Source organism: Chryseobacterium indologenes (genome assembly GCF_002025665.1).
Taxonomy (GTDB): Bacteria; Bacteroidota; Bacteroidia; order Flavobacteriales; family Weeksellaceae; genus Chryseobacterium; species Chryseobacterium metallicongregator.
The window spans coordinates 5,121,341-5,138,707 of record NZ_CP018786.1; the positions used below are offsets into that span (position 1 = coordinate 5,121,341).

A 17,367-nucleotide genomic window follows, 5' to 3' on the forward strand; every position below is an offset into this window, starting at 1 on the left:
GTTTTTTATTTTTATAATGAATTAGTCATTCAGTTTTAATACAGCCATGAATGCCGATTGTGGTACTTCTACTCTACCAATCTGCTTCATTTTCTTCTTCCCTTCTTTCTGTTTCTCCAATAGTTTACGTTTTCTGGAGATATCTCCTCCGTAACATTTTGCAGTAACGTCTTTTCTTAAGGCTTTAATCGTTTCTCTGGCAATTACTTTCGTCCCTAATGCAGCCTGAACAGCAATATCAAACTGCTGTCTAGGAATCAGCTCACGAAGCTTTTCACACATTCTTTTACCAATATAATAAGCGTTAGAATCGTGAATCAAAGATGATAAGGCATCTACCATATCCCCATTGATCAGGATATCCATTTTTACCAGCTTGGAAGCTCTGAATCCGATTGGATGATAATCGAATGAAGCGTATCCTTTAGAGATAGATTTTAATCTGTCATAGAAGTCGAACACAACCTCAGCAAGCGGCATATTGAAAATTAACTCTACTCTTTCTGATGTCAGATAACTCTGGTTAACGATTTCTCCTCTTTTTTCGATACATAAAGTCATTACAGCTCCTACGAAATCAGATTTTGTAATGATAGAAGCCTTGATGAAAGGTTCTTCTACTCTGTCCATCGTTGAAGGATCCATCATTTCAGACGGGTTGTTGATCAAAATCGGAACTTCAGGTTCTTTTTTAGTATATCCAAAATAAGAAACGTTCGGTACCGTTGTGATTACGTTCATATTGAACTCTCTGTCTAGACGTTCCTGAACGATTTCCATGTGTAGCATTCCCAGGAATCCGCAACGGAAACCAAATCCAAGTGCTGCAGAACTTTCCGGCTCGAAAACAAGAGAAGCATCATTCAGTCTTAATTTTTCAAGAGAGAATCTTAATTCTTCAAAATCTTCAGAATCAATTGGATAAATCCCGGCAAATACCATTGGTTTTACTTCCTCGAATCCATCAATTGGTCCGTCAGCTGGCTTTTCAAATGAAGTGATGGTATCTCCTACTTTTACTTCACGGGCATCTTTAATACCCGATACAAGATATCCTACGTCACCACAATGGATTGTTTTCTTTGGAACCTGCTTTAGTTTTAATGTACCTACTTCATCAGCTCCATATTCTTTTCCTGTAGCGAAGAACTTAATCTTTTCATTTTTAGTGATGCTTCCGTTCACTACTTTGAAATAAGCTTCAATACCTCTGAACGGATTGTATACAGAGTCAAAGATCAAAGCCTGAAGTGGTCCTTCAGGATCTCCTACCGGTGCAGGAATTCTTTCAACAATCTGTTCTAAAAGGTTATGAACACCTTCTCCTGTTTTACCGGAAACTCTCAATACATCTTCATATTCGCATCCGATAAGGTTCATGATCTCATCGGTTACTTCTTCAGGGTTGGCAGATGGAAGGTCAATTTTATTCAAAATCGGAATGATCGTTAAATCATTTTCCAATGCAAGATACAGGTTGCTAATGGTTTGAGCCTGAATACTCTGTGCAGCATCTACAATAAGAAGTGCACCTTCACAGGCAGCAATAGAACGGGAAACTTCATAAGAGAAGTCTACGTGTCCCGGGGTATCAATAAGGTTTAAAATATATTTTTCTCCTTTATACTCATAATCCATTTGGATCGCGTGTGACTTAATCGTAATCCCACGTTCTTTCTCCAAATCCATATCATCCAGCGTCTGAGACTGTAATTCTCTTTGGGTAACGGTATTCGTATACTCCAATAGACGGTCTGCCAGGGTACTTTTACCATGGTCGATATGAGCGATTATGCAAAAATTTCGTATGTTTTTCATTTAAGAATCTTGTAGTTTGCAAAGATAAGAAAATGCAGGAGAATTTTTCATTCTTAATTCTTTCTTTTAACTGAAACACAGATAACAATAAGAAAAGAGGAAAAATTTTCCCTCTTTTCAAATATTATTTTGTTTTGCCAAAGTCTTCCGGTAACAGGTAATTTCCAGTAAAAGGATCAAGATAAACTTTAGGTCCTATAGTATTCTTTCTTTTGCCTGATAAACTGACATCTATCACTGCACCAATAACGCCACCAATCAAACCACCTGCAGCAGCACCAATTGTAACGCCGGTTGTAGCCGTTTCAGGAAATAATTCTGCTTTTGTTACCTCTATAAAAACTCCATGATCATCTTTGAAAATCTCAGTGTAACCTACAGGAATATTTTTGTACGCTATGCCCTTATAGACAAAAGCATAGAAATGTCTTATTGCTGTTTTTTCATCTCCTTTTAAGGCCTTTGTAACGATTCCCTTATCATTAGCCTGCAAAGTAAATCCAGGTTCAGGATTGTGAGTAAAAAAGCTGTAATAGTCTTTGTAAACCCCTTCTTTAAGTTCATTTGCTTTTAGAATACTCAGTTTTTCTTTTAATACAGAGACATAATCAGGAAAATCATTTTCTGAAATGCTAAGTTCCCAAGGGCTTGCTTTATAGGAGTCTTTAAAAAGATCAGTAAGAATTAAAGTCACTTTTCTTGCAAGGCTTTGTGCCAGATAAGGTGTTGTACGTGATGAGACGGTTGCGATAGTGTCTATTCTATCTATAAAATGATATCCGTCTTCTTTCTTAATAAATGTACTTGCCTTTAGTTCAAGCTTTCCGATAGAGTACTTTTCCTTCTTATCTTCTGAAATACTTAAATTTTCAAGCAAAAAAACCATATCATTATTTCCTCGTGTCGGATTGTACTTATAAAACCAATCCTGTATGTCTTTGCCTGCATTATTTTCGAAAACAACTTTCACTTCATCCTTATGATACATGACCATTCCGATTTCCTGAATGGCTCTTTGATCTATCACCGTAAAACTTTTGATAGAGTTTTTGCTGTCTTTAATAGATTTTGAAAGATCAATTGTTTCTATTTTCTGACCCCATAATACGATCGAAAACAATAAAAAGAAAAGTACTTTTTTCATAGATAAACTTTGGGGTAAAAATAATTTTTTTTGTTGTAAAATTAAACGGCTCTCACAGAAAAAATCTGGAAGAGCCGTCCAACATTAAAAAAATAAACTATTATGGGTTCTGTTTAGTTCCGGAAGCATTGTTATTATTTCCGTGAGGTTTTCTTTCATCCATTTTATCCTTCATCATCTTTTCGGATTGAAATAATTTCAGAACTTTTTGACAGGGAATTACCTGCTGCATTTTATCTGCATATTTTTTCCTGTTATCCAATAGCTTCTGCCCTACTTCAAAACTTTGCTGCAGTTTAGCTTTCGCTTCGTCATCTGATAAAGTTTCGGGATCAAAGTTGGAATTAAACTGACTTTTTATCTGCTTCTGGCTATCCAGATATTCGTTATACAATTGTGTAAATTCTGCTTTATCATCCGGATCAACATTCAGATTATCCATGATCATATTGTTCCTGAATTTCTTCAGGAGATCTTTTCTCTCTTCCGGAGAAAGATTATTGATGACTTCTTTCCTTTGTTTAGGATCCATCTTTTTCCAATCATAATCTGTTCTTTGGGCATTTAATCCAAAGCCATAAATAATCAAAAAAGTCAATAATATCTTTTTCATTTTCTTTTAATTATAAATATCCAAATAAACGTCCTGAGTCGAATTACTTGCTAACTCTGCAATTTCAGAATTAGAAAACGAGTCCAGATATTCATTCATTCGTGTTTCTTCTTTTTTCTTTACAGTTTTCACCGGTTTAGGGCTCTCTGTTGTTTTTTTAGTTTCAATTACCCCTTTAGAAGCGTAAACATTGCTATTTTTTTGATTTTCAACTGTTTGATTATTATTTTCAACAGAAGTTAAATCAGATTTTAAAGTTTCATAAGCCAGCTCGCTTTCTGTTTTGGGCTCTCCGTTATTGGCAACATAGGTTGTTTTAGAGTTCAGGATTTGTTCTGTGGAATCTTTATCTGAATTAAAAACATAAGTTGCTCCAAAAATCAAAGCCAGCGATGCAGCTGCTGCATACATCCAATTCAGCTTAAAGACAGGTGCTTTTTTACTTGTCTTTATATCATTCATAACGCTCTCCTGAATATTTTCAAACATATTATCAGGAACTGTGTAAATGTTTTTACGCTCTAATTTTTCTATGTCGAACTCTTTCATCTTTGTTGGTCAAAAATTATTTTTCGTAATTTTCTTTAATATAATCTTCTATTTTCTGTTTGGCATAATGATAATTCGTTTTCAACGTCCCTACCGACATATCTACAATTTTTGATATTTCTTCGTAAGGTAAGTCATCATAATACCGCATCATAAATACCAGTTTCTGCTTTTCGGGCAGGCTCTGTATAGCGTTCTGCAGTAAAATCTGTATTTCTTCAGCATCACCTTCTGTATTATCTGCAACAAGATTCTGCATATGATACTCCGGATCCTCATCAGTTTTCTGCATTTTTTTCATTTTGTTGACCTGCTGTAACGCTTCGTTGGTAGCGATTCTGTACAACCAGGTATACAACTGGCTATCATTTTTGAACTGATGAAAATTCTGATATGCTTTAATAAAAGTTTCCTGCAGAGTATCCTGTGCAAGATCTCCGTCCACAATAATTCTTCTTATGTGCCAGTACAATCTGCTTTGATAGGCGTCCATCAAGGCACGAACCCCTTTATCCTGGGTCCGTGGATTCTGCATCAACGAAATAATTTCCGCGTCCTTAATCTTCATAAGATGCCTTCATTGTTTTGGATTACAAAAATAGCTGAAAGTTAAATTAAAAATTCAATTTTCAATGTAAATATTAAAAATAATATGAGACACTTACGCAATAAACGTGCCTATATTGAAGTACAGGATTTCTGAAGTCTCTTCCTTTCCCGGCTCAGCTTAAAATCTTATATTTGTTATATGCAAATTGTAATCATCGGTTCCGGGAATGTAGCTTATCATATGGCAAAAGCTTTCACTTTGAAAGGTATTCCTCTGGCTCAGGTTTTTGGGAGGAACGAAAAAGAATTAGGTAAAATTTCTGAAGAATTAAATATTCCTTATTCCACAGATCATCTGGAAGAAGCAGATCTTTATATTCTTTGTGTAAGTGATCATTCTGTAGAAGAAGTCTCGAAAATTATTACCAAAAAAGATTGTCTGGTTGCCCATACCTCTGGATCTCTGCCAAAAGAAGTTCTTGCTGGTGAGTATAGAAAATCCTGCTTCTACCCTTTACAGACGTTTTCAAAATCCAAAGAACTGGAATATGAAAAAATTCCTTTTTTTATAGAAGGGGAAAATGAAAAAGATCAAAAAATATTGTTTGATCTCGCTTCAAAGATTTCGGAAAGAGTAATGGAAAGCAATCATGAAAAAAGAAAATATATTCACCTGACAGCTGTTTTTGCCTGTAATTTTGTGAATCATCTTTTTTCAAGAGCTAAAGAAATTTCAGATTCCCAGGATATTCCGTTTGATTATTTCTTACCGCTCATTGATGAAACGGTTCAGAAAATTCATGAAATTGAGCCCAAAACGGCACAAACAGGTCCGGCAGTAAGAAATGATATAAGGATTTTACAGCTGCATGAACAATTATTAAAAGACGAAAGTCTTGAAATTTATAAAACAATGAATCATTCTATTCAGAAAATGTATGAGCTATAAAGAGAAATTAAAAGATATTAAAGCATTTGTATTTGATGTTGACGGAGTTTTCACAGACGGAAGTGTTTATCTTCTTCCGGGAGGAAATATGTGCAGGGTAATGAATGTTCTGGACGGATATGCGGTAGTAAAAGCTTTAAAAAACAATTATTTAATCGGTGTTATTACAGGAGGAAATGATGAAATGGTAAAACACAGAATCAATTATCTGGGTATTCAGGATTACTATCCGAAGTCTCACAATAAAATAGATGATTTCGAAGACTTTAAGAAAAAATATAATCTTAAAAATGAAGAAATTCTTACCATGGGTGATGATCTTCCGGATATTCATATCATGGAAAGTTCAGCCATTGCAGCATGTCCTGAAAATGCGGTTCCGGAAGTAAAAGGAATTTCCGATTATATTTCCCCTAAAAAAGGAGGAACGGGTGCAGTTCGTGATGTAATTGAACAGGTAATGAAAGTTCAGGGAAACTGGCACGACGATAATACTCAATCTGTATAAGTATCTGTATGAAATTACTTTTAGCATCACAATCCCCAAGGAGAAAAGAACTTCTTTCCAGCCTTGGTTTTGAATTTGAGGTCGTAAAAATAGACTGCGAAGAAATTATTCCGGAAAATATCAAAATAGAAGAAGCTGCAGCTTATCTTTCTGACTTAAAAGCATCGGCTTTCAGAAATCTGGAGACTGATGAAGTGCTCCTGACTGCTGATACCATAGTTGCCATCGATAATCAGATTCTGGGAAAACCTAAAGATGAAGAAAACGCTTTTACCATGCTTCAAAGTCTTTCGGGAAGAACGCATCAGGTCTACACGGGAATTACCATCAAAACAGCCAATAAGTCTTTCACAGAAACAGATGTAGCGGATGTTACTCTGGACAAACTTTCAGATGAAGAAATAAACTATTATATTCAGAATTATAAGCCTTTTGATAAAGCCGGCAGTTATGGTGTTCAGGAATGGCTGGGAATGGCAAAGATCACAAGCCTTACAGGAAGCTATTATACTATTATGGGACTTCCTACCCATCTTGTTTATAAAATTCTGAAAGAATCTTCTCTTATTTAAAAGATTATTTGGTTCAAAACGCTCATTAAAGAAGAAATAAAATACTTCCTGAAGAAATATAAATATTATTCATTATAAAATTTTATTATTTTTACAAAATCATCAAACTGCTGATAATAAAAAGCAGATTAGCGAGTTATATTGAATAATGAAAAAGAATATATTATTCCTTTTAGTCATATGTCTTGTTGCTTCATGTGCTACCAAAACAAAAAAGCCGGAGCAGCGTTCAAGAGTATTGAAAGGATTTTCCACATATTATAACACATTATTTAATGCAAAAGATGCATTAAACAGTGAGTTTACCACCAGAGACAAAGGGCATAAGGACAACTTTTATGCTCCCTATATTCCTATTCTGACTTACGAAGAACAGCCTTTGGGAAGTGATCTTGGACAGACTGAGGCTTTTGCCGAAAATTCTATGAAGATGGCTGAAGTAGCCAACAAACCTTCAGGAAGAGGTAATTCAGGAGTTCCGAATATCCCTGGAGGACCTCCGGGAGGCGGCCCTTCAAGACCTGACGGAGAACAGGCTAAAGGAGCTACTACGCTGGAAATTGCAGAAGCAAAAGCTTTAAAAGCAATCAATAAATATTCTGTAACCAGAAATGGTGAAGAGAAAAATAAACAGATTTTTGATGCCTACATGATCCTTGCTCAGGCAAGAATTTATCGGGGTAAATCTCTTGAGGCACTTGATGCTCTGAATTATGTTTTCACCCGTATGAAAGATGATAAAAGGATTGCACTCGCAAGAATTTATCAGGGTCTTGCTTATGATAAAATCAAAGATTATCACAGGGCCCATGAAACTTTTGCCAAACTGAAAAGTGAAGATATCAGTAAAAGCTATGCAAAATTACTCAGCATTTATTATTCTGAATCTTTGCTTGATGCCGGTAAGAAAGAAGAGGCAGCCAAAGAACTTGATAATGCTTTTGAACTGAATAGCAACAGAAAACTGAAGAGTAGAATCGCTTATCTGAGAGGTCAGGTTCTGGAAAATCTGAACCAGAATGATAAAGCAAGAGAAAGCTATGCTGCAGCGTATAAATATGCCAGTGATTTCGAATTTGAAGTAAAATCTCAGGTTGCCATTGCAAAAACTTTTAACGGTAAAGGTGACTATGCCGGCGCAAAAAATTATCTGGAAGGAATCAGTAAAAAAGGAATGTATGGCTCAAGAAAAAATGAATTTTACTATGCTTTAGGGTTAATGGCCAATAAAGCTGGTAAAAAAGATGAAGCTCAGCAATTCTTCAGAAAATCTCTTTTTGAAAAGGTTTCTGATCCTCAGATCCGCGGATTGGCTTATTATGAAATAGGAAAAAGCTACCTTGATAAGAATGATTATATCGGAGCCGGAAGTTATTATGATTCTGCGCTTGCTGTCATGACTTATGAACCTTCAAAAATTCTGTTAAAGGATCAATCTGAGTATATTAAAAAGATTTCCAAAAACTACTATCTTATTAAAAAGAATGACAGTATTCTTTCTCTGGCAAAGATGAATGATGGCCAAAAAACAGATTATTTCACAAAATATATTGCCAAACTAAAGATCAAAGAAGAGAAAGAAGAACAGGAAAGAAGACGTGCAGAAAGAAGTAAAGGTTTTGATACCGGAGATTATAGTGCCAATTCTATTTTTGCCAATAGCGGCAATTCTTTTGAGGATTTTGGAATAACTACAAAAGGTTTTTATTTCAGCAATTCAGGAACGGTAAGCAAAGGTACCTCTTCATTTAAGCAAATCTGGGGAGACCGTGCTCTTGCTGATAACTGGCGTTCTTCCAAAAAAATGGCCTCTATTGAAGATATGAAAAACGAAGCGTTAGGAGTAACCTCTGCGCCTAATCCAAGACGTTTTGAGCCTGCGTATTATATTGAACAGATTCCTACAGATCAGGGAAAATTATCTCAGTTAAAAAAGGACAGAGATACTGCTTCATTAGGTCTGGGAATTATGTATCAGAATTATTTTACCAATACTCCACTGGCTACGAAAACGCTTTATGATCTTGTAGATGTAAAACCGGAAGAAAAAGTAATGCTACAGGCACTGTATGAGATTTTTGCCATGAATTATGAGAAAAATCCACAGGCTTCTGAAAGAGCGAAACAAATTCTCTTGGCTGATTACCCTTATACTTCTTACGCAGAATTTGCCAGAAATCCTAAGAACAAGTCATTTGTAAAATCAACCGAAGAAGTTGAAAACGAATACAAAAAGGCTTATGCACTATTTGAATCCGAAAAGTTTGCAGAAAGTAAAGATATTATAGATCAGACGATTCAGAAGTTTCCGAAAGATGCTCTTGTTCCTAAGCTGTATTTATTAAATGCTTTCAATGCAGGAAAATCAAGTGGAAAGGAAGTTATGATTCTGCAGCTGGAACAGATTGCCCTGAATTATTCCAAAACACCTGAAGGGATAAGAGCTAAAGAAATGCTGAATTATCTGAGAAGTGACCTTAGCTTCCAGGCAACGGACAATAAAGGAAATACTATTCCTCAACAACCATCAGGAGCACCTGCACAACCTAACACCCAAAATACAGGAGTTCCACAAATGAACAGTGGAAAAATACAGAAGCTGGATAATATAAATACGGTTCAACAGGCAAGTCCGGGGCAACCACAAAATCCTAAAAAACCTAATGACACAAAATCAGGATCGAAGATCCCGCCAAGACCTCAATAAAATAAAAAAGCGAAGATTTATTCTTCGCTTTTCTTTTTCTTTACTCCATGGAAATCTTTGAGATAAAAAGGCTCAAAATAAGCCATATCTTCAAATTCTTTGTTTCGTATTTTCTCCAGAGTCTTTCTGATGAGATATTGTGCAGAAGGATAAACATCTTCTTTAAAAACAGCATCAGGGAGATTCAGAATCTCTTTTGCTTTTTTAGCACCATCCCCTACAAACAGAACTTTTTTATCTTTAAATTCTTCAAAAGAAGTTTCATCTAAAATCTTAGCTTCGGTCTTTGATAACTCCTCCCCTGTTTTACCGTCGTAAACGGCCGTATACACTTCCATTCTCCTTGCATCCACCAATGGCGCTATAAAGTCATAGTTATCGCCTAAAAAAGGCTCTATGATGCTTTCAAGAGAGTTTACTGCTACCAGAGGAACTTTCAGTCCATAACAAAATCCTTTTGCTGAGGCTGCTCCGATTCTTAAGCCGGTATAAGATCCGGGACCTTTTCCTAAAGAAACGGCTTCAATATCTTTAAGCGAAATACCCGCTCCTTCCAATGCCCATTCTACATAGGTGTGAAGACTTTCGGATTGTTTATAGTTTTCAGAAACTTCTTCACAAAGGCATAATAGCTTCTCATTGTCTGATATGGCTACTGAACAGTTCTTGGATGATGTTTCCAGATATAGAATTTTCATTTTTTTGTTTTAAGCTAAACAGCAATATTGCAAAAGCAAAATCGCATTTAATATTCTGCAAATTTACTCCATTATTTTGGACTATTTTCTATAAATCGTTCTTGGTTCAGCCTGAGCGCTTGGATAGATGGTCATATCTGAAATGGTAACGTGTTTCGGTGCATTCACACAGTAAGCAATAGCATCAGCAATATCTTCTGCCTTCAAAGGTTCATAACCTGCATATACAGTTGAAGCCTTCTCACTGTCACCTTTGAATCTTATCAAAGAGAAATCTGTTTCTACAGCACCAGGCTGGATGTTGGTTACTTTGATTCCAAATTCGGTAAGCTCCAATCTCATTCCTTCCGAAATAACGTCTACTGCTTTCTTCGTTGCACAGTACACTACTCCATTCGCATAGGTTTGTCTTGCTGCAACAGAACTGATATTTACAATATGACCTAAATTTTTAGTTTTCATAATTGGAATAATCATTTTAGAAACATAGAGTAATCCCTTTACATTTCCGTCAATCATAGAATCCCAGTCATCTGTTTTACCTGCTGATAGAGGATCTAACCCGTGAGCATTCCCTGCGTTATTAATCAGAACATCAATCTCTTTCCAGTTTTCAGGAAGGGAATTAATGGCTGCTTCCACTTCTTCAAGATTTCTTACATCAAACATTAAACTAAATATTTCGGTAAATTGAGAAAGCTCTGTTTTTACAGATTCCAGCACCTCATTTCTCCTTCCACAAATAATAATTCTGTTTCCTTGTTTTGCAAAAAGTTCTGCAGTGGCTTTACCTATGCCAGAAGTGGCTCCGGTGATCAATATTGTCTTCATAAAATTGGTTGTTAAATGTCTGAATGCACTCCTCTATCAGTGTCATGATTCTGTTACATTCAAACATTGTTGTATTGATTTATTAATTTGCATCAAAGGCCTGAAAAGCATCTTTGATATGGTCAATGATTAAGTTTTTGTTATCATCAGGAAGAACGGAAATAATATCAAATCTGACTTCCTGATCTTTATTAAATTCCTCCATATAATGATCGGCTGCAGAGACAATAGATTTTATCTTTGTTTTTGTTACAGCCTCCTGAGGAAGCATAAAAGCATCGGTAGATCTTGCTTTCACTTCCACGATAATAATCAGATTATCTTTTTCAGCAATGATATCAATTTCGTTTTGTTTAAAACGATAGTTTCTGATAAGGATTTTATAGCCATTTTTCTGAAGATAATCAGCAGCAAGATTCTCTGCTATTTTTCCAAAATCATTATGATGAGCCATATTGTATAGTTAAGAGTTTGGAGATAGGATAGGAGAGTAGTGCTACTTTAAAAATCTATTTTTACTTTAGTATCCACTTTCATTTTCACGATTGCACCGATTAAAAGTGGCCTGTTGTCTTTAATATGTCCATTCGGGAAGGCAAATACTACCGGGAAATTATACTTTGAAATTCTGTCCGAGATCAGTTTATAAACAAACTCATCAAAACTTTCTTCATAGCTGTTATTTTCCTTTTCATCTCCCATATTGGTCATTCCGCCAACGATGAGTCCTTTGATTTTATTGAAGACACCTGCCAGCTCCAGACTCATGATCATACGGTCCAGTGCATAGAAGTTTTCTCCGATATCTTCGATAAACAGAATCTTGTCTTTAAAGTCAAAAGAATATTTGGTTCCCAGAAGGGCATAGATAAGGGCTAAATTTCCTCCAACCAATTCTCCCTGAATATTCCCTTTTTTGTTCAAAGGGTGAGATTTAAGGCTGTATTTAGGCTTTTTGCCTTTAAGGATATCAAAGATCAGATCATAGCTTTCATCTGTAACTCCAAAGCTGGATGTTTTGATGGTTTGCCCATGGATGGAAACAAAACCTTTTTTCATCAGATAACTCTGGATCACTGTATTATCGGAATATCCAATGTACCATTTCGGGTTTTCTGTAAAATTTTTCAGTGTCAGGTGCTGGATCAGATGCTGGCAACCATATCCACCTCTCGAAGCCCATACAGCTCTTATTTCCGTATCGTTTAAGGCCCAGTTGATATCTTTTGTTCTTTCCTTTTCTGTTCCGGCATAATTATATCCGTTTGAAAATTTAGTGTAGAGATGTTCTCCGAGAACGGGTTCAAAACCTCTGCTTTTAATCATTTCTATTCCCTTTTCCAGTTGAGTAGCATCTACTGCTCCTGCAGGGGAAATAACAGCTATTTTGTCTCCTTTTTTAAGAGACTTTGGAAAGATCATTTTTTTCATTTTGTTTTTTGATATTTTACTTCTTTCTTTTCTGCTTCCTCCAGTTGTTTTTCAAATTGGTTGAACTTTTTGAAACTCTGCAGGAAAATAAAGAAACTGAAGATAATAAGAATACAGCCAACAACTCTTCTGATTTGGTTGGCTAGTTTTTGTGTTAATTTATCATGAAATTGCTTGGCAAGAAATATCTTGGCAAGATCTATAGACAGGTAAGTGGCCAGTACTATGCTGATGTATAAAATAAAACTGCTGGTGTCCGGATATTGATTCCTTACGGAAATTACCGTTACCAGCCAGAAAAGGATGACTCCAACATTCAAAAGATTAAAGAAAAAACCATTGAAAAAGGTCTTAATATAATTTTGGCCAATGATCTTTTCTTCTCCCGGCATGTGCATTTTGGTTTTGGTCACCAGCATCACAATTCCATAGATGAAAATAAGAATAGAGGTGATCCTGTAGAAACCCGGATGTTTATCAATTAAAGAAACAATATCTGTACTGGCATAATACGCCGCTACAATGCATAATAAATCTGCAGTAATCACACCAAGATCCAGTGATAAGGCATGTCTGGGGCCTCTGGAAAAGCTGGTTTCAATTAACAGGAAAAAAATAGGTCCTATGAAAACCAGGCTCAGCATAAATCCTAATATGATGGCAGATAGTACAAGTTCTAGCATTAAGTGGTGTTTTAAAATGAATAAAAATTCATTTCGTTTAATACAAAGTTAGACTTTATGATTTAATTATTCAATAAAGTTGTGATATATCAAGTAGATTTTAATCAGACTTTAATGTAAAAATTTTAAGAAATAGGAGAGGAGCGTTTATTATACGTTTTTTTCTAAAAAAAAAGAGGTCGTTCCATTTCGAAACAACCTCTTTTTTATTATAATTTTACTGAATACGTTCAGCAATCTTTTTTTATTTTTCCAAACAGTTTTCATTAAAAACAAATTCGAAATCTTTTCTGATTTTAAGACCAAAAATACCTCTTTCAAAGGTATAGATAACCTGATTCTTAAACAGCATTCTTTTATAATCAATCAAAAAGCTTCTTGTCATATAAGAATATTCGTAGGCGTTTCCACTCAAATAAACGTAAGTAGTTTTACCTTTCTGATGACTGCGTACACTCCCAACCTCCGAAACCATACATCTGAAACAGTATGTTTCTTTAGTCGGATTCATTCCTGTAACATAATTGATCAAAAAAAATGCATTGACTATCTGTGGAAATGTAACTGCAAAAAAGTATTTTTTTCCTTGTTTATCAATATTAATAATATTTCTTTTGATTAAAATATTACATATGAATACAAGGACGATTATAGCGAGTACAAAAAGATAAAAATTGATAACAGTGTTAAAAATAACTGTTATCAATAATATTACGTTTAAAATACTAAATACAATGTATTTATCTATTCTCGTCATTACTTCACAATCTGGAAATCAAGCTGCTTCTGAATCAGATTGGCTTTTACCACTTTGATCTGAACTTCATCCCCCAGCTGATATTTATTTCCGTGTCTGATTCCGTATACGGCATGGGTTTTCGCATCATACATATAAGAATCATCCACAAGATCTCTCAGCTTGATAAGACCTTCAGCACCGTTCTCAGGAATCTCAACCCAGAAACCAAATTCTGCTACTCCGGAAATCACTCCTTTGAAAGTTTCTCCCAAATGTTTTTCCATGAATTTCACCTGCATGAATTTGATAGAGTCTCTTTCCGCATCTGCTGCCAATCTTTCCATTGCACTGCAGTGTTTTGCTTTTTCTTCAAGATCACCTCTGTTCGGAGATTTTCCTCCATCCAGATAATGCTGAAGAAGACGGTGTGCCAACAAATCCGGGTAACGACGGATAGGAGAGGTGAAGTGGCTGTAATACTCAAACCCCAGACCGTAGTGGCCAATAGGTTCTGTAGAATATACCGCTTTACTCATACTTCTCATCGCAAGCGTTTCAATCATATTTTCTTCCCCTTTTCCTTTTACATCATGAAGAAGTTTATTCAGAGATGCAGCCACTTTTTTGGTATTGGCTAAATCCATTTTATATCCGAAAGTAGCAACGAAGTCTCTCAACGATTCCAATTTTGCAGGATCCGGATCGTCGTGAACCCTATAAATAAATGTATTATTGGTGATCTCACCTTTTCTTGAAAGAGATACAAATTCTGATACTTTTTTATTGGCTAAAAGCATGAATTCCTCGATCAGGTGATTGGAGTCTTTACTGATTTTAAAGTAAACACCAACCGGTTCATTATTTTCATCAAGATTGAATCTTACTTCACTTCTGTCAAAAGTAATCGCTCCTTTTCTGATACGTTCATGACGCATTATTTTCGCTAGTTTATCAAGCGTATTGATTTCTTCCGCCAGATCTCCCTGTCCGGTTTCAATACGTTCCTGTGCTTCCTCATAAGTAAATCTTCTGTCTGAATGAATAACCGTTCTTCCAAACCACTGTTTCTGAATTTCAGCATTGTCATTCAGTTCAAAAACAGCTGAGAAGGTATACTTATCTTCGTGTGGACGAAGTGAACAAACATCATTACTCAAAACTTCTGGTAGCATCGGCACAACCCTGTCAACAAGATATACCGAAGTAGCTCTCTGGTAGGCTTCATCATCCAGAATTGTTCCCGGCACTACATAATGAGATACGTCAGCAATATGAACTCCGATTTCCCAGTTTCCGTTTTCCAGTTTTCTTATGGACAAAGCATCATCAAAGTCCTTCGCATCCTTAGGGTCAATGGTAAATGTACAGATATTACGCATATCCCATCGCTTTGTAACCTCTTCATCCGTAATACTTCTGTCTATTTTATCTGCATCAGCTTCAACTTCCGATGGAAATTCATATGGAAGACCATATTCTGCAAGAATAGAGTGGATTTCCGTTTCATGTTCTCCCGGAGCACCCAGCACCTGAATGATTTCACCTTCCGGATTTTTATCACCAGGTCTCCATTCTGTCATTTTTACAATGACCTTATCACCATCTTCAGCGTTGTTGAACTTTCCTTTTGGAATGAAGATATCTGTATTAATTGATTTTTTATCGCAAACCACAAACCCAAATTCCTTGTGAGCAACCTTCTGAAACGTCCCTACAAATTCTGTTCTGGTACGTTCCAAAACTTCCAAAACAGAGCCTTCCAGTTTCTTTCCTTTATAATGATAAGTTATAATAAGAACCTTATCTCCCTGCAATGCATCCTTCACATTTTTGGCGTGAACGAAGACATCATCTTCCAAACCTTCCACACTTACGTAAGCATTTCCACTTTGGTTAAAGTCAATAGTTCCGGTAAGCGTTCCTGCGATTTTCAGGTTCACTATATATTTTCCTTTTTCTACTTCTTTGATCTTTTCAGATCCCTGAAGTTTGTGCAGTGCCTGGATTACAAGTTCTCTTTGTCTTGGATTTTTGTAATCTATTCCGTCAGCGATCTGCTTATAATTATAAATTTTGGATGAATTTGCATTCATAAAACGGAGGATCATTCTTCCGATTTCCATCATTTTTAAATCATTTTTATGACTTATATATTTTCTTTTTTTTGGCATTTTAATTTTCTTTTAATTGTTTTGGTCTTTCCCAACTAAGACCTTTTTCTAAATCTTCCTTATTCGTTCCTTTGTATAAGGTTATTCAATTTCATCATTAGAATCTTTCCGTAAATCATCAGAAATTATCTTTCATTTTGCTTACAACGGGAGCTTTAGTTTTGTATAAATTTAATACAATTCTGGAGAAGAAAAGAGAAAAACCTTTTATTAAATATGTTTCAAATATAAGAAAGGCTTTGGAGAATAATAGAGTGTAATTTCTATTGGACACTGCAAATGTACAAATAAAAAATAAATAAGGCTTGTAAAGTGATTTACAAGCCTTATTTATAATTAGCAAACTGCAATTTTGTCAACTCTGTTCTGGTGTCTTCCACCTTCGAAGTCTGTTGAAAGAAATTTATCTATAATTTCAATCGCCAGTTCTTTAGATATAAATCTTGCCGGCATTGAAATCATGTTAGCATCATTATGTTGTCTTGCCAGTGTTGCAATCTCCGGCATCCAGCATAAAGCACATCTTATTTTCTGGTGTTTGTTCGCAGTGATCTGAACTCCGTTTCCGCTTCCACAGATCAGAATTCCCAGCTCATTTTCTCCGTTTTCCACAGAGGTTGCAGCAGGGTGTACAAAGTCCGGATAATCCACACTGTTTGTGGAAAACGTTCCAAAATCCTGAACTTCAAAACGTTCTGAAAGGTAGTTCTTAACAATCTCCTTATATTCATAGCCTGCATGGTCCGCTGCGATAGCAATTTTTCTTTTCATAATACTCTTATTAAGCTTTATTAGATTCTATTTCCTTACAAAGGTAAGAATAATAACAATTCGTGTTAGTAAACCCTGAGTTAATTGTGAAAAGGTATGTGAATAACTGTGGAAAACTTTTATCAACTTTCTATTTTTAAAGATGAATTTATTTCGTAATAGAAAATCTTTTCTCAAACTTTTACCACAACTTTCCAGATGTTTTCTTCAGCTATCCCCAGATTTTTCCATAATAAAATAACTAATAATGGTTTCATTTCAAAGTTATCAACATTTGTTAATAAGTATGTGAAATAGCGGGTTTACAGAGATTTATATTGTGAATTAAATATGAGTTGAATAAAAGTTGAATGTTATCAATTTTTAGCCTAAAACTTATCCCCGAAACTAACAACACTCAACAACAACTACATTATTCTTTTTTTTAAAAGAGAAAAAATTGTTGATTAATGGGTGATTGGGTTCGGGGAAAGTTTTTGAAAACTTTTATTTTAATCAAACTGTTGAAAAAGTTTAAAACCTTACATTTGTGAAACAAAAATTCAATGAGATTTATGAAATTGTTCTTGCGAGATTTTACCGAAAGCTAAAACGGATTTTGAGCACGGCGGTTTCATAGGGCTTAGCAAAAAAT

The 17,367-nt window shown here is 35.3% G+C and carries 17 protein-coding genes; 4 read left to right on the plus strand and 13 right to left on the minus strand.

The window, feature by feature from the left end:
• Window positions 1-21: 21 nt before the first annotated feature.
• From lepA to BUE84_RS23160, 5 genes are all read right to left on the minus strand, one after another.
• Window positions 22-1,818 carry a translation elongation factor 4 gene (gene lepA / locus BUE84_RS23140; protein ID WP_079243675.1) on the minus strand — a complete coding sequence of 599 codons (1,797 nt, stop codon included), beginning with the start codon at window positions 1,816-1,818 and terminating at the stop codon, window positions 22-24.
• A 124-nt stretch (window positions 1,819-1,942) separates the two neighbouring features.
• On the minus strand, window positions 1,943-2,962 hold the full coding sequence (locus BUE84_RS23145) for a hypothetical protein (protein WP_079243676.1): 1,020 nt from the start codon (window positions 2,960-2,962) through the stop codon (window positions 1,943-1,945).
• A 100-nt stretch (window positions 2,963-3,062) separates the two neighbouring features.
• Window positions 3,063-3,575: a hypothetical protein gene (locus BUE84_RS23150; RefSeq protein WP_034694012.1), complete on the minus strand. Its 513-nt coding sequence runs from the start codon at window positions 3,573-3,575 to the stop codon at window positions 3,063-3,065.
• Window positions 3,576-3,581: 6 nt separating this feature from the next.
• Window positions 3,582-4,124, minus strand: a complete 543-nt coding sequence (locus BUE84_RS23155) for a hypothetical protein (protein ID WP_079243677.1) — start codon at window positions 4,122-4,124, stop codon at window positions 3,582-3,584.
• 16 nt (window positions 4,125-4,140) lie between these two features.
• On the minus strand, window positions 4,141-4,692 hold the full coding sequence (locus BUE84_RS23160; RefSeq protein WP_034694015.1) for an RNA polymerase sigma factor: 552 nt from the start codon (window positions 4,690-4,692) through the stop codon (window positions 4,141-4,143).
• A gap of 180 nt (window positions 4,693-4,872) precedes the next feature.
• Between BUE84_RS23160 and BUE84_RS23165 the strand changes: the two genes are divergently transcribed.
• The 4 genes from BUE84_RS23165 to BUE84_RS23180 all read left to right on the plus strand — a co-directional run bounded on the left by BUE84_RS23165 (window position 4,873) and on the right by BUE84_RS23180 (window position 9,409).
• Entirely contained in the window at window positions 4,873-5,622 is a 750-nt protein-coding gene (locus BUE84_RS23165; protein ID WP_079243678.1) for a Rossmann-like and DUF2520 domain-containing protein, read from the plus strand.
• A complete protein-coding gene (locus BUE84_RS23170) occupies window positions 5,612-6,130 on the plus strand; it encodes a KdsC family phosphatase (RefSeq protein ID WP_034694018.1) in 519 nt (172 codons plus the stop codon). The genes BUE84_RS23165 and BUE84_RS23170 overlap by 11 nt, the downstream gene beginning before the upstream one ends.
• An 8-nt stretch (window positions 6,131-6,138) precedes the next feature.
• Window positions 6,139-6,702, plus strand: coding sequence for a Maf family nucleotide pyrophosphatase (locus tag BUE84_RS23175; RefSeq protein WP_079243679.1), 564 nt, complete (start codon window positions 6,139-6,141; stop codon window positions 6,700-6,702).
• A 148-nt stretch (window positions 6,703-6,850) separates the two neighbouring features.
• Window positions 6,851-9,409 carry a tetratricopeptide repeat protein gene (locus tag BUE84_RS23180; RefSeq protein WP_079243680.1) on the plus strand — a complete coding sequence of 853 codons (2,559 nt, stop codon included), beginning with the start codon at window positions 6,851-6,853 and terminating at the stop codon, window positions 9,407-9,409.
• 17 nt (window positions 9,410-9,426) lie between these two features.
• On the opposite strand, the gene tsaB is transcribed toward BUE84_RS23180, so the two are convergent.
• The 8 genes from tsaB to rpiB all read right to left on the minus strand — a co-directional run bounded on the left by tsaB (window position 9,427) and on the right by rpiB (window position 16,733).
• On the minus strand, window positions 9,427-10,107 hold the full coding sequence (gene tsaB / locus BUE84_RS23185; protein WP_079243681.1) for a tRNA (adenosine(37)-N6)-threonylcarbamoyltransferase complex dimerization subunit type 1 TsaB: 681 nt from the start codon (window positions 10,105-10,107) through the stop codon (window positions 9,427-9,429).
• A gap of 81 nt (window positions 10,108-10,188) precedes the next feature.
• Window positions 10,189-10,938: an SDR family NAD(P)-dependent oxidoreductase gene (locus BUE84_RS23190; RefSeq protein ID WP_079243682.1), complete on the minus strand. Its 750-nt coding sequence runs from the start codon at window positions 10,936-10,938 to the stop codon at window positions 10,189-10,191.
• An 82-nt stretch (window positions 10,939-11,020) separates the two neighbouring features.
• Window positions 11,021-11,392, minus strand: a complete 372-nt coding sequence (locus tag BUE84_RS23195) for a YraN family protein (protein WP_079243683.1) — start codon at window positions 11,390-11,392, stop codon at window positions 11,021-11,023.
• 47 nt (window positions 11,393-11,439) lie between these two features.
• Window positions 11,440-12,369, minus strand: coding sequence for an LD-carboxypeptidase (locus BUE84_RS23200; RefSeq protein ID WP_079243684.1), 930 nt, complete (start codon window positions 12,367-12,369; stop codon window positions 11,440-11,442).
• On the minus strand, window positions 12,366-13,052 hold the full coding sequence (locus BUE84_RS23205) for a LysE family translocator (protein ID WP_034694031.1): 687 nt from the start codon (window positions 13,050-13,052) through the stop codon (window positions 12,366-12,368). Before BUE84_RS23205 ends, BUE84_RS23200 begins: the two co-directional genes overlap by 4 nt.
• A gap of 244 nt (window positions 13,053-13,296) precedes the next feature.
• Entirely contained in the window at window positions 13,297-13,563 is a 267-nt protein-coding gene (locus BUE84_RS24255; protein ID WP_145953321.1) for a hypothetical protein, read from the minus strand.
• Between the two features lie 245 nt (window positions 13,564-13,808).
• Complete coding sequence (gene rnr / locus BUE84_RS23215; protein WP_079243686.1) at window positions 13,809-15,962, minus strand: ribonuclease R; 2,154 nt, start codon at window positions 15,960-15,962, stop codon at window positions 13,809-13,811.
• 336 nt (window positions 15,963-16,298) lie between these two features.
• Window positions 16,299-16,733: a ribose 5-phosphate isomerase B gene (gene rpiB / locus BUE84_RS23220; protein ID WP_079243687.1), complete on the minus strand. Its 435-nt coding sequence runs from the start codon at window positions 16,731-16,733 to the stop codon at window positions 16,299-16,301.
• Window positions 16,734-17,367: the final 634 nt, after the last annotated feature.

Excerpts from the sequence above, each read along its gene's own strand:
- BUE84_RS23160 (WP_034694015.1), bottom strand. The coding sequence starts at position 4,692 with ATGAAGATTAAGGACGCGGAAATTATTTCGTTGATGCAGAATCCACGG.
- BUE84_RS23165 (WP_079243678.1), top strand. The coding sequence starts at position 4,873 with ATGCAAATTGTAATCATCGGTTCCGGGAATGTAGCTTATCATATGGCA.
- BUE84_RS23195 (WP_079243683.1), bottom strand. The coding sequence starts at position 11,392 with ATGGCTCATCATAATGATTTTGGAAAAATAGCAGAGAATCTTGCTGCT.
- BUE84_RS23170 (WP_034694018.1), top strand. The coding sequence starts at position 5,612 with ATGAGCTATAAAGAGAAATTAAAAGATATTAAAGCATTTGTATTTGAT.
- BUE84_RS23155 (WP_079243677.1), bottom strand. The coding sequence starts at position 4,124 with ATGAAAGAGTTCGACATAGAAAAATTAGAGCGTAAAAACATTTACACA.
- BUE84_RS23180 (WP_079243680.1), top strand. The coding sequence starts at position 6,851 with ATGAAAAAGAATATATTATTCCTTTTAGTCATATGTCTTGTTGCTTCA.
- rpiB (WP_079243687.1), bottom strand. The coding sequence starts at position 16,733 with ATGAAAAGAAAAATTGCTATCGCAGCGGACCATGCAGGCTATGAATAT.
- BUE84_RS24255 (WP_145953321.1), bottom strand. The coding sequence starts at position 13,563 with ATGAATCCGACTAAAGAAACATACTGTTTCAGATGTATGGTTTCGGAG.
- lepA (WP_079243675.1), bottom strand. The coding sequence starts at position 1,818 with ATGAAAAACATACGAAATTTTTGCATAATCGCTCATATCGACCATGGT.
- BUE84_RS23190 (WP_079243682.1), bottom strand. The coding sequence starts at position 10,938 with ATGAAGACAATATTGATCACCGGAGCCACTTCTGGCATAGGTAAAGCC.
- BUE84_RS23150 (WP_034694012.1), bottom strand. The coding sequence starts at position 3,575 with ATGAAAAAGATATTATTGACTTTTTTGATTATTTATGGCTTTGGATTA.
- BUE84_RS23145 (WP_079243676.1), bottom strand. The coding sequence starts at position 2,962 with ATGAAAAAAGTACTTTTCTTTTTATTGTTTTCGATCGTATTATGGGGT.
- BUE84_RS23205 (WP_034694031.1), bottom strand. The coding sequence starts at position 13,052 with ATGCTAGAACTTGTACTATCTGCCATCATATTAGGATTTATGCTGAGC.
- tsaB (WP_079243681.1), bottom strand. The coding sequence starts at position 10,107 with ATGAAAATTCTATATCTGGAAACATCATCCAAGAACTGTTCAGTAGCC.
- BUE84_RS23200 (WP_079243684.1), bottom strand. The coding sequence starts at position 12,369 with ATGAAAAAAATGATCTTTCCAAAGTCTCTTAAAAAAGGAGACAAAATA.
- BUE84_RS23175 (WP_079243679.1), top strand. The coding sequence starts at position 6,139 with ATGAAATTACTTTTAGCATCACAATCCCCAAGGAGAAAAGAACTTCTT.
- rnr (WP_079243686.1), bottom strand. The coding sequence starts at position 15,962 with ATGCCAAAAAAAAGAAAATATATAAGTCATAAAAATGATTTAAAAATG.